Raw genomic sequence first — 14,877 nt, forward strand, 5'->3', positions numbered from 1 at the left:
TCCCTTACTTAATTTATTAACGTTAGACTTAACACTTGCTGTTGTCAAATAATGATTACTTTACAAACACTTGGCTTTTAATTTAAATTTTTTCTACTAAGTAATATATTAAATGTATAACAAAAGTTAACATTGGAACAAATAATCCAAAGGATAAGATAAGCATAGCAGGAAATGATAGATAATTCTTTTCTATAGGATTTGTTGTGAAGCTATTGTTTCTATTAACAAAGGTAGGTTTACTTAAAAGAAAGGCTAGTAATAATAAACTATAAAAATAAATTGAGTAGCCAATGGTTCTACAAAAGTAGGTTAAAGTTATGTCTTGAGTAGACGAATAACCTAGAGGAAAATTTGCTAAAAACAAAGCGATTAACCATAAATAAATATAAAATTTGTTAGCTAATTTCTCCTTATTAAGCGCTTTAAATAGATTGATAAGTGGCATTATTAACAATGGAAAATAATAAAGCCAACCTAAGGGACTTAAAACCAGCATCATTACTAATGTTAAACAAAAAGGACGCTGATTATCGAATTTTTGCAAGTAATTAAGTTTTTTAATATACCAAACTAATGCTCCTACAAAGATAGTCCAATAAAGTAAATAGAATAACCACAAACTTGGATTTCTATCTTGTGGGTTAATTAAAAAGCGAAATAGAAAACCATAAATTGACGCGTTCCACAAATCACCATACCAAAGAACACGCTTTAAAATTGTAAAATAAACATAATAGATATGATTGCCATAAGTTAGTATTGGTATTAGATATGCAATCAAGAAAGTAATAAACATGACTCCTAAAACTCGATAGCGCTTTTGTTGACAGGCAAAAATAAATAATAAAGCAGGAAAGAGTTTAAGTGAGATTATAATTCCCCATAAAATACCAGCTACATAGTCTTTTTTTTGTAGGTAAAAATAATAACCAACGAAAATAAAAAACATTAATAAACCACCTACTTGCGCAATAACAGTACTGGCAATGGTTGGATAAAATGCAAGATAAATAAATAATAAAAAAGGCCAATAACGTTTAAAAAAAGCTGGGCTAACAGATACTTTAAAACCAAAATAAGCACCGATTAATCCTAAAATAAAAATTATTAGAGACCACACGATGACTGCTACCCTATAATCTAGAAGCGCTAGTAGCTGTATAATCTCAAGAAAAAAGGGAGGATTTAGATTAATTGGTAACTTTGCATCAGCAGATAAGAAGGTGCCAATTAATATTTTATAGGGGTCTGAATGCTGATAATAAGCCAATGCTGAAGCATAAAATGAAGCAAAATCCAACCGTAAATCTAACTTAAATAAAAAGTAAAAAAGAAGTATATAGGTTAGCAGAACTGAAAAAATAAATAGTTTAAACCATTTATAATTTACTTGTTTTGCTAATTTCGTTTTACTCAAAATTATATCCATAATGAAAATAGAGACTTATTTTGTAAGCACTTTTATCGATAATTCCAGCTTAAAGTCGGCTATAAGTTCAGGGTTATGAGGATAATGAGTAAAGGCTTGTATTGGTATAAAATTATTAATACGTTCTTTAGTTTGCAGCGACTTTATAAGCATATCTTTAACACTGTCGCCCTTGTAGCAAATAAAATAAACAGCGGACTCAGGTCGTTTGATAAATTTTGCTTCAAATGATTTAAAAACAAGCGATATTTTTTCTTTCATCTGATTTGCGTAATAAAAGCCGTATAAACCACCGGCTAAATCTGCACCAACTGCTAAAGCGCCAAAATACATTGAGTTTAAATGATTTTTACTACGCCGCATTAAAGGTAATTTAATAACTAATTTTTGATCATTAATTTCAATAATTTTAGGTTTTAAGTAACCAATTAAAGGCACTTTAAAACGGCCAAAATACCAAAGAAAGAATTTAAAACGAGTTAAAATAGACATGAAACAATATCCTTTTGTAAATAGAGAAATTAAGAATCTTCTTTCTTAACCTCCAAATTAGAAATAACTTTCTTAACTCCGTGAACTGCGGCAGCATGTTTAATAATAGCAACAATTGATTTTCTGTATTTTACCTGACCACTTAAAGTAACAACTCCATTAGTCGTTGTGGCATTGATACCCACTAAGGGAATAGATTCATCATCTAATACTTTTGCTTTAAGCACAGCCGCTTCAACTTTAGCAGTGATATAAGTGTCTGTTAAAGCAGTATTAACTTGTTTAATTGCTAAGTCTTCTACTTCAATAGACTTTACACCTTTGGTTGAATTAACTAAACGCAGTGCTTTAATAAAAGCGTCATTATTTTTAACATAACCCTTTAAAGTGACAATACCATCCTCGGTTGACACGGAAATTTTTAGTGGGTTTAAATCCCTATCTTTCGTAAATTTAGCAGTAATTTTTGTAGTAATTACTGAATCACTAATGGTTTGTTCTATTTCTTCTAGCTTAGTTTCCGCATAACCTGCATGGAGAATAGTTATTAAAAATAAGCCAAAAATTAAATTAATAAGGGTGCGCATAATGATAGCTCATAGCAAACAGGATAGGATTGTATCATTTTTGTAGTTTAATTTCTAAACCTTGTAAGTATTCAACTAGGTATCTATATCAAGATAAAATTAGGGATAAGAATCTAACTTATTAAATTGATTATGTTTAAGCTTCTAATCTAGATTCACTCTACCTATAGTAGAAGACACCCATATGGGTGTCTTCTACATCCCAGAATTAAATAGTATTAAGGCGTAATAAGTCGAGCACAACGTACACTATGTAACTCAAATTTATCATCAGTCCCTTGTTGGGTAAGGTTAGGGGGAGCAAAAAGTTGAACCCAAGCTCCGCCAGTAGGATCCACTGCAGCTTCTGTAGAGGACCAATAAATACCTGTTGGTGCATTAAGAATTCCTCTTTCCACTAGGTTTGATTGCATATTTTGTAGTGTTGGCGAGGTTTGAGTGCCACAGCCGCTACCAGAATTCGTCGTATCATACCCTAATTCACAAATAGCTGGCAGGTACCAATCGGAGTAACCACCAATAGTTGCCTTACATAATCCCGCCGCATAAAAAGATAAATTAACTGCAGGCGTAGTAGTAGGTGGCGAATAAAAAGCAACAATGACGCTTGTATCACAAAAACCATTAGTGTTTCCATTACAGGCTGCTGGCGGATTAGTGGAGGTTTCATAAATGCCTGGAATATTATCATTTGCGACATCGCCGCTACCACTGCCATTACCGTTAGAGCTCCAAATGATTCTATTAAATATATTGGCTTGATCAACTAGAGCCGCAACTTTTCCACCAATACTAGTAGTAATAGGCGTTGTGTCATCAATAGCAAAGATAAAGCCTGACTGATATACACTTCCATAAGTCAGTATATTTAATGTAGGCGCTACAGTGTTGGTATTATCCCCCGCAATACTTAGTGTAATAGGCGTTGGCGCAATATCACTAGGTATCGCACTTGGAATAGGGCCTGGCATAATTGTTAAGACGCAAGTTCCTCCTGGAAGAATGGTGCCACAGCTCAGAGGAGTTATAGTTGTGCCAGTTGGTAGAGCAGAGGAAGTACGAAAGGTTACCCCGGTAGCTGTATTTACGCCTGTATTTGTAATACTTATAACTCGTGCTGTGCCACCTGCCGCGAGTGCTAAAGTAGAGACACTTGTTGATAGCGTTGTTTCACCTGCTGCAGGCAAAAACGTAATATTTAAACGATTAGGTAGGCTAGGTTGATAACATTGTAATGGGTTACCTGACTGGCATAGTTGGGGTCCATCAGTAATATTCCCTTGTAGTGCACTTCCAATTACTTGTAAAGTAAGCACACAAGATTGCATATAGCCTAAAGTAAATACGTTAGAGCAATTACCTGATGTAATTAGTTGACTAATGCCTGCAATAGGATTCATTACAAGTGTATGAACTTTTCTTGATTGGTTTGTTACTAAATACTGAATTATTGCGGTGCTAGTAGCTGAAACTGTCGCAGTAGTTGAGGTAACTGGTGTTATAGTCCATAAGGGACTCCCTGCTTGTGCTGTGAGCATTATAAAAAAGGTAGCTAGCCCAATGACTAATCTGGTTTGTTTAAAAAACTTACTCATGATCTTTTCCTTAAGTAATATAGAAGCACTTTTTAAACTCTGTTTAAATTTAAATGATTGAAAGTTAATTAACGCAGATAGTTTCTATGAGCTAGAACTAAGGCTCTTTTTCAATCTGTTAACGGATATTAAATTTTAATTTCAATAAATTATCTTTCCTAATTTTTATAAAACTTATGCAAGATAGCTGAGATTAAACATAACTCCATTGGTATAAAGATGATTGAGAGTAAGTCCTGAGTTTAGGGTTTGGCCATAGGCTCGGTCTAACCGACTTTTACCCCAATCAGCAAATTCATAACCGACACCAACTTGCCAATGGTCATTTAATGCTTTTTGTATACCAGCACCCACTGTATAGGTAAAAGTCGTTTTTACATTTGAAGTAAAATTAGGGTTGGGTACTGCTTCAGGAATAAGTGGGTTATTATGGAAGGAATGAGCATCATTAAAACCTACGCCAATACTACCGCTAATCCAAGGAATAAACCAATAACCTTGGTCTAAAAGTAGCTTTCCTTTAGCAGCTACGTGTGTATGTTGGATTTTATATCGATAACTATAATTGGCAAACTCCGGATCAGCATCATCCCAAATCACACCATCAAGATTGGCATTACTCGTTGCTGCTACTGCAATCCCTAATTGACCCTGCAATGTTGGGGATAATATTTTTTGGATTCCTATAAAAGCCTCTCCATCAAATAATGTATCAGTGGATTTATTATTGACATATTTTTTTTCAATCTCAGGTGTTAGAAAAAGGTTTTGCGTTCTACCTCCATCTTCCCACACAGGCCCTAAACTGATAGTGCCTACCCAAGTCCAACTGGGTATAAATGCAGGACCCATTCCACCAGCTAACACACTCTGAGTTAATAAACTTGTAGTTAGAGATAGTAAAATAAATCTCCTTTTCATTAATATTCCTTAAGTTAATAATGTTGTGTACGACCTATAACTTTAAAGGATGAATCGGGTTTTGAAAAGCCTATCCATGACTATAATAATTTTAATAAAAAAAGATCGATGATGTATTTCTTTTCTAAAGCACTTGGCAATAAATTTAAGCCAATAGGATTAACCCATTTAGATGAATAATATATTTAAATAACTAAGGTATGTAATTTTCTTTTTCTAGTTAATTAAGGCCACTTAAAGTGGCCTTATTAAAAGTTAAAAAGTTAAAGCGCGGGAGCAAAGGGCTCCAAAGGAGTAGTCCTTACTACGAGTCTGTTGCTGGGGGTTCGTAGTGTAAACCTGGACCCAGGCTCCGCGCAGTGGGTCGCTTGATACTTCAGTAGAACTCCAGTAGTTAGCAATAGGTAAAACGGGAGTAAAATCTATTAGGCTGGATTGCATATTTTGTAGTGTTGGTGAAGCTTGGCTACCGCAACCGCTACCAGTACTCGTCGTATCATACCCTAATTCACAAATAGCCGGTAAATACCAATCTGAAAAACCACCACTAGTACTTTGGTTACAAACACCTGCTGCATAAAGAATAGGATTAATTGTTGGGTAATAGACAACAATATTATTTGTATTACAAGCGCCATCGGCAGCACCATAGCACCTTAGTTGTCCAGCTATTTGGTTAGTGCTTGGATCCGGTGCAGATGGAGTTGAAGTTTCTGAAATACCGTAAATAATATCATAAACAACATTGCCTTGCGCATCCGAACTCCAAATTACACCCGCTGCAGATTGGTTGCTCGTTGTTACTACTTTTCCTCCTACACTTGTATTGGCTGAAGTTGTATCATCAAAAGCATACACATAGCCCCCTTGATAAATGCAGCCATAACTTAAGACTACTACATTAATATCGACCGTATTAGCATTATCAGCGGTTACCTGAATGACGCCTGGAATAGGCGCTGTTCCACTTGAGCAAGAGGCGGTACCATCTGATGTTGCGGTATTACCTGGTATAATTGTGATGGTGCAACTTGCGCCAAAAGGTAGCGTATTAGGACAGGTTGTACTGCTGGTAGTTCCAGTAGGCCAGGTAGGTGGTGTAACGACCATATTAACAGCTGGAAGAGTCCCTGTATTGGTAATTGTAATAAGTCGAGTTAATCCTGAGTTAGGTGTTCCTGTCACACCATATTCTACTAATCCTGTTACACTTAATGCTAAGGCATTAGTACTAGCAGTTAAAGTAGTTGTAGTGTTAGCACAGTTTACAGCAACATTGGTGATGTTAGCCCCTCCCATAGTGCCATTGTCATTAGTCACACTACAGTTTTGACCTGTAGGTTGTGTTAAGACAGTTACGTGATAGGTTGTACCTTCAGCTACTGGCGTGGGAAAAGTAAAAGGCCCATTGCTGTTGAGGCTTAAATTATCGCTGCCATTATTTTGCAATACCACGGTGCCTGTTAAGCCTGAGACAGTTCCGCCAACTGTATAGGCATTGGTTGCACAGGTTACTTGAACATTGGTGATGTTAGTCGTGCTCGCTATGCCATTGCCATTAGTTACTGTACAGGTTTGCGTGGCAGGTTGGGTCAATATCGAAACATGATAGGGGGCGCCTTGTGCCACTGGAATAGAAAAGGTAAAGGTGCCGTTACTATTAATAGTTAAGTTATCGCCGCCATTATTTTGCAATACGACTGACTCAGAAGCGGCAAGGCCTGCCACATTACCACCTATAGTTCTCGTATTAGTCGAACAATTTACCGTAATATTTGTTATATTGGCATTGGTTATGGTGCCATTGCCATTACTAACCGTACACGTTTGGGTAGCAGGTTGATTTTGGATAGTAACAACATAGGTACTACCTGGTGTTAGGGCACTTGGAAAAGTGAAAGTCCCATCTGTATGTATAGTTAAAGCTTCACTAGCATTATTGACCAATACTAACGTGCCTGAAAGGCCAAAAACTCTACCGCCTACCGTGTAAGCTACAGAGGGGCCTTTAGTAACATTTAAGCTATTAGCAATACTAGGCTGATAACACTGTAAGGGATTTACTTGTTCACATACTACAGGCCCACCATGAATATTGCCGCTTAAGCTTGCACCCTGAATCAGCAAGTTTAAAATACAAGATTGTTGATAGCCTAAGACAAAAGGAGTAGAACAATGGCCGGGTGCCGTCATGACTTGCGTAATACCTGGAATCGCTCGCATTATTAGTGTATGAGTTCTTCGCGATTGATTGGTCACTTGATATTGCACCGTAGCGCTACCATATGGCGAAACCGCTAGCGTTGTTGGCGTTAAAGGGGTAAATGTCCATAATGGGGTTCCTGCCTGTACAAATGCCATAGTAAGCATTAGCAAGGCAGTCAGAAATAGTTTACTAATTAAATCCTTTTTCATTGTACTATCCTTATTAGTCTTAGGTTATCTTTAAGCTAGATAAGTAAGATTAAATAAAACACCATTCGTATAAAGGTGATCGTGTCCTAAACTGGAATGAGTAGTTTGTCCTGCTGCGCGTCCTAATGTATTTTTTCCCCAGTCAGCAAATTCATAACCAACCCCGACTTGCCAATTAGAATTAACTGTCATTTGTACTCCAGCTCCAACTGTATAGGAAAAGCTTGTTTCATTGTGAGAAGTAAAATTAGGGTTAGGCAGTGCTTCAAAAATCAAAGGCTTGTTAGTAAAGTCGTGTGCATGATTAAAGCCCACACCTACGCTGCCACTGAGCCAAGGCATAAACCAATAGCCCATATCAGCTAGTAATTTACCTTTGAAAGCCACATAAGTATGCTGAATTTTATACCGATAAGTGAGGTTATCAAATTCTGGATCGGCATCATCCCAAATATGACCTGACAATTTCGCGTTAGTAGTTGCTGCAACAGCCAGTCCCCATTGGCTATAGAAGCTTGGTGACCACATTTGTTGAGCACCGATAAAGATTTCTCCATTAAATACAGGAGAATTATCGTCATTGACTGTATAAGTTTTTACAATCTCAGGCGTTAAAAAAAAGGTTTGCGATTTTACATTATCAATCCACACAGGTCCTGCGCTTAGTGTGCCTACCCAGCGCCATGGAGAAGGTTCAACGACAGGTCCCATTGTTCCTGCATTTGCACTTCCAACCGTTAAACTAGCTGATAAAATTAACCACGGATAATGTTTTTTCATTGCTGCTCCTATACATACCGAAATAATTTATTAACAATATGAAACGACTAATAAAAAAGTTTAAGATGAACACTAAATTAAGATACGCTCTTATGAGGCAGCATTCTAATAAAGTAGAAATGAGGAATAGGCAGAAAGTAGCTTAATAACAAATAACCAAAGCGTAAGAATGCAAGAAGTAAAGAAAGTAGCTTTCATCATAATTTATTGATTAGTATGAGCTTGCAAGAATTTAACAAAACTTAATAGCTTATCCCTTTGCTCCTGAGCCGAAATTCCTAAAATTTTTTAAGTCACTACGAATTGTTTAATAAATTTTTAAAATTAGCAATACAAATGGTTTCTTTTGCAAGAAAATTAATAATCTAATGTAGTTACATTAAGACTTTGAATTAAATAAGGAGGATTTTTAGCAGGAATGACAATCACTGAAAAATAAATCATCATTTTTAACTCAGGAATATCAAAACCTTGATTAACACGCCAGTAAATAATATTTCTAAAACCTTGTTTCGCAACTAACTGATTGGTTTTAACTGCTTTAGGATGCAAAGTAAGCCGATTGTCTCGTACCATAATAATCTTATCACCTAAAAAACTTTTTAAATTTTGCCAAGCTTCTAATGTATAATTTGTTTTAACTGAACTTAGCTGACTATCAATAGTTTGATAGCTTATGCATAGAGTTTTAGATAGAGTTTGCCTTGTCCAAGTAAGTACTTGTGCATCATTAGCGTAGCCTAAGCAAGGTATAAAGATAAGAAGCCAAAGTAACTTATAAAAACCCTTAGACATATCATTTCCTTAGAGGTTTTTTCTCTTTTTAACGTTAATTAGTATAGCAATTAAATTCAATCAACATTAGAAGTCTATTGAAAACCATTACTTTCAAGTGGAATGGGTATATAATTTGTAATTTTTTATAGCAAGATGATTAGTCTTATGCAATCAATTAGTATTCGAGGCGCAAGAACTCATAATTTAAAAAATATTGATGTTAAAATTCCTCGTAATCAATTAACCGTAATTACAGGGCTGTCTGGCTCAGGGAAGTCATCCCTTGCCTTTGATACTTTATATGCAGAAGGACAGCGTCGTTATGTAGAGTCGCTTTCCGCTTATGCCCGTCAATTTTTATCGGTTATGGAAAAGCCTGATGTCGATGCTATTGAAGGCTTATCGCCTGCTATTTCTATTGAGCAAAAAGCTACTTCTCATAATCCACGCTCAACAGTGGGAACAATTACCGAAGTTTATGACTATTTACGATTGCTTTTTGCTCGTGTGGGCGAACCTCGTTGTCCTATTCATAAACTTAGTTTGCATGCGCAAACGGTAAGTCAGATGGTTGACCAAGTTTTAACTCTACCAATCGATAGTAAGGCTATGATTTTAGCGCCTGTTGTGCGTGAGCGCAAAGGTGAACATTTACAGCTATTACAACAATTACAAGCTCAAGGTTATATTCGTGCACGAATTGATGGTGAGATTTATGAATTAGATGACCCTCCTAAATTATCGTTGCGACAAAAACACACTATTGAAGTAGTAGTAGATCGTTTTAAAATTCGTCCTGATATTAAGCAGCGTCTTAGTGAATCTTTTGAAAATGCGCTTCATTTAGCAGAAGGTCTTGTATTAGTTGTTGCTTTAGATGGAAGTTTTCCTGATCTGGTTTTTTCGTCAAAGTTTGCTTGTCCTGAATGCGGATATAGCTTAAGTGAACTAGAGCCAAGATTATTTTCTTTTAATAACCCTATGGGTGCCTGTTCTACTTGTGATGGCTTAGGGGTTAACCAGTTTTTTGATCCCGACCGTGTCATTCATGATGAAACAGTCAGCTTAGCAGCAGGAGCCGTACGTGGTTGGGATAGAAAAACCACCTACTATTATTCCTTATTGGAATCATTAGCTCATCATTATCGATTTGATCTAGAAACCCCTTTTTGTGATTTGCCTGAGAAAGTAAAAAATGTTGTTTTACAGGGCAGTGGTAAGGAAGAAATTGAATTTCGTTATCAACGGCCGCGGGGAGGATACTTCATTAGACGTCATGCTTTTGAAGGCATTATTCCTAATATGCAGCGTCGCTACCATGAGTCAGAATCTTTAACAACCCGTGAAGAATTAGCAAAATATCTATCTTCTCGTCCCTGTCCTGCCTGTTTTGGTACGCGTTTGCGAGAAGAGGCAAGAAATGTTTTTATTGATAATAAGAATCTACCGGAACTTTGTGCATACTCTATCGATAAGGCTTATGAATTCTTTAAAAATTTACATTTAACGGGTTCGCGTGGTGAAATTGCTGATAAAATTAATAAAGAGATCGTGGAGCGGCTTGGTTTTTTAGTCAACGTCGGTTTAGATTATCTTTCCTTAACGCGTAGTGCTGAAACTTTATCAGGTGGTGAGGCTCAGCGTATTCGTTTAGCAAGTCAAATTGGCTCAGGGTTAGTGGGGGTCATGTATATTTTAGATGAACCATCTATTGGATTACATCAACGCGATAATGACCGGCTTTTAAAAACACTAGTGCACTTACGTAATTTAGGTAATACCATTATCGTAGTTGAGCATGATGAAGATGCTATTCGCGCCGCTGATTATGTTTTAGATGTAGGCCCTGGAGCAGGTGTGCATGGCGGAAAAATTGTTGCTTGTGGAAGCCCGGCTGAAATCATTAAAAATCCAGCCTCCTTAACGGGTAAATATTTATCTGGCGTAGAGTGCATTGCTATACCTGCGCAAAGAAGACCTATTGATGAATCACGTATGCTGCATTTATTAGGTGTTAGTTGCAATAACTTAAACAATATTAAAGTTAGTATTCCACTAGGATTGGTAACTTGTATTACAGGAGTTTCTGGTTCCGGAAAATCAAGTTTAATTAATGATACCTTATATCCCATTGCCGCTAATAAACTTAATCGTGCTAGTTTAATGTGCGTGGGTGCCGTAAATAATATTCAAGGATTAGAGCTTTGTGACAAAGTTATTGATATTGATCAAAGTCCTATCGGTCGTACGCCTCGTTCTAATCCTGCTACTTATACAGGGGTATTTACGCCAATTCGTGAATTATTTTCAAATACACCTGAAGCACGCGCTCGCGGTTATCAACCTGGCCGTTTTAGTTTTAATGTTAAGGGAGGGCGTTGCGAGGCCTGTCAGGGTGATGGCTTGATTAAAGTTGAAATGCATTTTCTACCTGATATTTATGTGGCATGCGATGTATGTAAAGGTAAGCGCTATAATCGCGAAACGTTAGAAATTCAATATAAAGGCAAAAATATTCATGAAGTATTAGAAATGACTGTTGAAGAGGCGCGAGAGTTTTTTGATGCCATTCCGGTTATAGCAAGGAAATGTCAAACGTTAATTGATGTAGGATTATCTTATATTCACATTGGTCAGAGTGCAACGACACTATCCGGCGGTGAGGCTCAACGTATTAAGCTTGCCCGTGAATTATCTAAGCGTGATACAGGTAAAACACTCTATATCCTTGATGAGCCTACAACAGGTTTACATTTTCATGATACCAAGCAGCTACTAGCGGTGTTATTTCGACTGCGTGAACAAGGCAATACGATTATCATCATTGAACATAACTTAGATGTGATTAAAACTGCAGATTGGATTATAGATTTAGGCCCCGAAGGAGGTAGTAAAGGCGGAAAAATTATTGCAACAGGCACACCGGAAGCGGTTGCTGAGTGCAAAGGATCCTACACGGGGCAATTTTTAAAACCGCTGTTGGCTAAATAAGTTTGGCAAACATCCTCTTTAAGCTTTTAAGCCCTAATAAACCTTGGCTTTCAGGCTAAGAGCTGGTGCGTATGCAAAATATAGTTGCATTTAAAGGTACGAATTTTACCCTATCTACCACTAAAGTATGATTTTGCTTTCTCAGTAGATTATAGCTTATAGTGAATTATAAGAACTTGTTTTCAGCGTCGCTAAGAAACAAAAAGGACTCTTTCAAGGATGGCAGCGAACTATAAGAAATCAGCTCTACACTGCTTTAATTGACTTTTAAGACAGAGTTTAAGTGGCAAAACAACATCATAAAGTAAGACTATTTAATCTTCTCGATTAAAGGGACTTTCAAGAAGGATGCATTTATGAGTTTAAAAAAATACCATGAAAAAAGGGATTTTAATAAGACACCAGAGCCTGAAGGCAAGGTTCAACATACTCATAAAAATCTTTTTATTATTCAAAAACATGCTGCGAGCCACCTCCACTATGATTTTCGTCTCGAATTAGACGGTGTGCTTAAAAGCTGGGCTGTACCTAAAGGACCTTCTCTAGACCCAAGCGTAAAGCGTCTAGCTATGCAAGTAGAAGATCATCCCGTCGAATACGGCTCTTTTGAAGGGATTATTCCGGCTGGTGAATATGGTGGTGGCACTGTTATGCTTTGGGATAAAGGTAGCTGGCATGCTCTAGATGAAGACCCCTTAGCAGCTTATCAAAAAGGACATTTGCGTTTTGACTTAAAGGCTGAAAAGTTAAAAGGGCGTTGGGATTTAATCCAATCAAATCGAGATAAGAAGGTTTGGTTTTTAGTTAAATTTAAAGATAAAGAAGCAAAGTTATTGACGACCTATGATATTACAGAAGCTAAACCTAACAGCGTCTTAACTGAACAAAGTTTAGAAGAAATTACTGAGCACTATACTTATAGTTGGGATAAACAAGGTTTAAAGAAAGCCCCAAAAACCAAAAAATCAGACATTGCCAAACAATTAGCTTCTGCCTTATCAGAAAATACCAACCAATCGACTTTTCCAGAGACTATATCACCCGAGCTTGCGACCTTAGTTGCTGAAATACCAGAAGGACCTGATTGGCTTCATGAAATTAAATTTGACGGATATCGAATTATTGCATTTAAAAACGGCAACACGATTCGGCTAATGTCGCGTAATAATAAAGATTGGACTAGTAATTTTCCTAATGTCGTTGCTGAGCTTAAGAAATTACCTGTAAAACGAGGAATTTTTGATGGTGAAATTGTAGTATTGGATGAAAACCATAAATCTAATTTTCAACTTTTACAAAATTCAGTTAAAGCTAATAAGGAAATCCCTTTTATTTATTATATTTTTGATTTGCTTTATGTTGAGCAGTTTGATTTAAGAGAGAAGCCGCTAATAGAAAGAAAAAAAACTTTAATAACGCTTTTAGAAAATAGTAATAAACAAATTTTACGTTTCAGTGATCACATTATTGATCAAGGTGAAGAGGTATTAAAACAATCTTGCGCGCTAGCTTTAGAGGGAATTGTTTCAAAAAAAATTAATTCTCCTTATTTAGAAAAGCGTAGTGAGGATTGGGTTAAGGTGAAGTGCATTAAACGTCAAGAGTTTGTGGTTGGTGGCTATACCTTACCTAAGGGTGCAAGAGATTATTTTGGCTCATTATTGGTAGGATTTTACGATAGTCAAGGTCAATTACATTATTGCGGTAATGTAGGCACAGGTTTTACTAAAGCATCATTAAAATCGGTTTTTAAAGAGCTTGAAAAAAATCGTGAAGCTAAGAATCCCTTTAATTCAAGGCCGCCCGATGCCTCTAAGGCTTTATGGGTAAAACCAGTTTTAGTTGCAGAAGTTGAATTTACTGAGTGGACTAATGATGAACGCTTGCGCCATCCCAGTTTTCAGGGCTTGCGCTATGATAAAGAAGCGAAAGCCGTCCATAAAGAAGTTGAGAAAGCAATTGAAAAAATTAATAAGTCGGTAGCTAAACCAACTAAAAAAAAGGTAAAGCAACAAAGGGGCGTTAGTATAACTCATGCCGATAAAATTATTTATTCTGAAGACAAGATCACCAAAGGTGAGTTATTTAGTTATTATGATGAACTAAGTGAATATATCTTACCTCATATAAAAGATCGCCTACTAACGCTGGTAAGGTGCCCGGAAAAGTACTCAACATGTTTTTATCAAAAGCATCTTTCCGCCCATAGCTCTCCGTCACTTTATTCTTTAGCTGTTAAAGGAAGAACTGAAACGGAGCAATATCTTTATCTTAAAGATAAACAAGGGTTACTAAGTTTAATACAAATGGGTGTTTTAGAAATTCACCCATGGGGAAGTCATATTGAGAGTTTAGAATATCCGGATACTATTACCATTGATCTAGATCCTGCCCCAGATGTTCTTTGGAAAGAAGTAGTACAAGCTGCTTTGGAAATAAAAAAATACTTAGAAGAAATTAAACTAACGTGTTTTATTAAAACAACTGGAGGGAAAGGGTTACACGTAGTTATTCCTATTTTACCTGAATATACTTGGGATGATGTAAAGCAATTTACTGAAGTTTTTGTGCAATTTTTAGAAAAATTAAGGCCAGATGCTTATGTCAGTAAAATGACTAAAACTAAGCGTAGAGGAAAAATATTTATCGATTATTTGCGCAATCAGCGCAGCGCAACAGCCATTAGCGCTTATTCTACGCGCGCTCGCTTGCATGCGCCTGTCGCAACGCCACTTTATTGGGATGAACTTACAGATAATTTTAATGATACATTTTATACCATACGAACATTGCCTAAACGTTTAAAGAATTTAAAAGCTGATCCATGGCAGAAATTTAGACAAATCAGGCAATCCTTACAGCTAGATGCTTTAAGAAGTTAAAAGTG

10 protein-coding genes are annotated in these 14,877 nt (G+C 36.5%); 2 read left to right on the forward strand and 8 right to left on the reverse strand.

All coding sequences use genetic code 11. From position 1 onward, the window contains the following. Window positions 1-82 precede the first annotated feature (82 nt). The 8 genes from ACNVED_RS01810 to ACNVED_RS01845 all read right to left on the reverse strand — a co-directional run bounded on the left by ACNVED_RS01810 (window position 83) and on the right by ACNVED_RS01845 (window position 9,017). Window positions 83-1,420 carry a glycosyltransferase family 87 protein gene (locus ACNVED_RS01810; protein ID WP_419420056.1) on the reverse strand — a complete coding sequence of 446 codons (1,338 nt, stop codon included), beginning with the start codon at window positions 1,418-1,420 and terminating at the stop codon, window positions 83-85. A gap of 27 nt (window positions 1,421-1,447) precedes the next feature. After that, window positions 1,448-1,924 carry a hypothetical protein gene (locus ACNVED_RS01815; protein WP_419420057.1) on the reverse strand — a complete coding sequence of 159 codons (477 nt, stop codon included), beginning with the start codon at window positions 1,922-1,924 and terminating at the stop codon, window positions 1,448-1,450. Between the two features lie 29 nt (window positions 1,925-1,953). Beyond that, on the reverse strand, window positions 1,954-2,511 hold the full coding sequence (locus ACNVED_RS01820; protein WP_419420058.1) for a BON domain-containing protein: 558 nt from the start codon (window positions 2,509-2,511) through the stop codon (window positions 1,954-1,956). A 218-nt stretch (window positions 2,512-2,729) separates the two neighbouring features. Next, a complete protein-coding gene (locus ACNVED_RS01825) occupies window positions 2,730-4,106 on the reverse strand; it encodes a DUF1566 domain-containing protein (RefSeq protein ID WP_419420059.1) in 1,377 nt (458 codons plus the stop codon). Window positions 4,107-4,280: 174 nt separating this feature from the next. Continuing rightward, window positions 4,281-5,027, reverse strand: a complete 747-nt coding sequence (locus ACNVED_RS01830; protein ID WP_419420060.1) for an outer membrane protein — start codon at window positions 5,025-5,027, stop codon at window positions 4,281-4,283. A gap of 255 nt (window positions 5,028-5,282) precedes the next feature. Further along, entirely contained in the window at window positions 5,283-7,442 is a 2,160-nt protein-coding gene (locus ACNVED_RS01835) for a hypothetical protein (RefSeq protein WP_419420061.1), read from the reverse strand. 30 nt (window positions 7,443-7,472) lie between these two features. Beyond that, window positions 7,473-8,222 carry an outer membrane protein gene (locus ACNVED_RS01840; protein WP_419420062.1) on the reverse strand — a complete coding sequence of 250 codons (750 nt, stop codon included), beginning with the start codon at window positions 8,220-8,222 and terminating at the stop codon, window positions 7,473-7,475. A 357-nt stretch (window positions 8,223-8,579) separates the two neighbouring features. Further along, complete coding sequence (locus tag ACNVED_RS01845; protein WP_419420063.1) at window positions 8,580-9,017, reverse strand: hypothetical protein; 438 nt, start codon at window positions 9,015-9,017, stop codon at window positions 8,580-8,582. A 147-nt stretch (window positions 9,018-9,164) separates the two neighbouring features. On the opposite strand from ACNVED_RS01845, the gene uvrA reads away from it, so the two are divergent. Together uvrA and ligD are read left to right on the forward strand one after the other, a co-directional pair. Further along, window positions 9,165-11,990, forward strand: coding sequence for an excinuclease ABC subunit UvrA (gene uvrA, locus ACNVED_RS01850; protein ID WP_419420064.1), 2,826 nt, complete (start codon window positions 9,165-9,167; stop codon window positions 11,988-11,990). Between the two features lie 356 nt (window positions 11,991-12,346). Then, window positions 12,347-14,872 carry a DNA ligase D gene (ligD, locus tag ACNVED_RS01855; RefSeq protein WP_419420065.1) on the forward strand — a complete coding sequence of 842 codons (2,526 nt, stop codon included), beginning with the start codon at window positions 12,347-12,349 and terminating at the stop codon, window positions 14,870-14,872. The last annotated feature ends 5 nt before the right edge of the window (window positions 14,873-14,877 follow it).

Origin of the sequence: Legionella sp. D16C41 (assembly GCF_048541585.1) — a bacterium.
Taxonomy (GTDB): domain Bacteria; phylum Pseudomonadota; class Gammaproteobacteria; order Legionellales; family Legionellaceae; genus Legionella_C.

Excerpts from the sequence above, each read along its gene's own strand:
- ACNVED_RS01815 (WP_419420057.1), bottom strand. The coding sequence starts at position 1,924 with ATGTCTATTTTAACTCGTTTTAAATTCTTTCTTTGGTATTTTGGCCGT.
- ACNVED_RS01820 (WP_419420058.1), bottom strand. The coding sequence starts at position 2,511 with ATGCGCACCCTTATTAATTTAATTTTTGGCTTATTTTTAATAACTATT.
- ACNVED_RS01825 (WP_419420059.1), bottom strand. The coding sequence starts at position 4,106 with ATGAGTAAGTTTTTTAAACAAACCAGATTAGTCATTGGGCTAGCTACC.
- ACNVED_RS01830 (WP_419420060.1), bottom strand. The coding sequence starts at position 5,027 with ATGAAAAGGAGATTTATTTTACTATCTCTAACTACAAGTTTATTAACT.
- ACNVED_RS01835 (WP_419420061.1), bottom strand. The coding sequence starts at position 7,442 with ATGAAAAAGGATTTAATTAGTAAACTATTTCTGACTGCCTTGCTAATG.
- ACNVED_RS01840 (WP_419420062.1), bottom strand. The coding sequence starts at position 8,222 with ATGAAAAAACATTATCCGTGGTTAATTTTATCAGCTAGTTTAACGGTT.
- ACNVED_RS01845 (WP_419420063.1), bottom strand. The coding sequence starts at position 9,017 with ATGTCTAAGGGTTTTTATAAGTTACTTTGGCTTCTTATCTTTATACCT.
- uvrA (WP_419420064.1), top strand. The coding sequence starts at position 9,165 with ATGCAATCAATTAGTATTCGAGGCGCAAGAACTCATAATTTAAAAAAT.
- ligD (WP_419420065.1), top strand. The coding sequence starts at position 12,347 with ATGAGTTTAAAAAAATACCATGAAAAAAGGGATTTTAATAAGACACCA.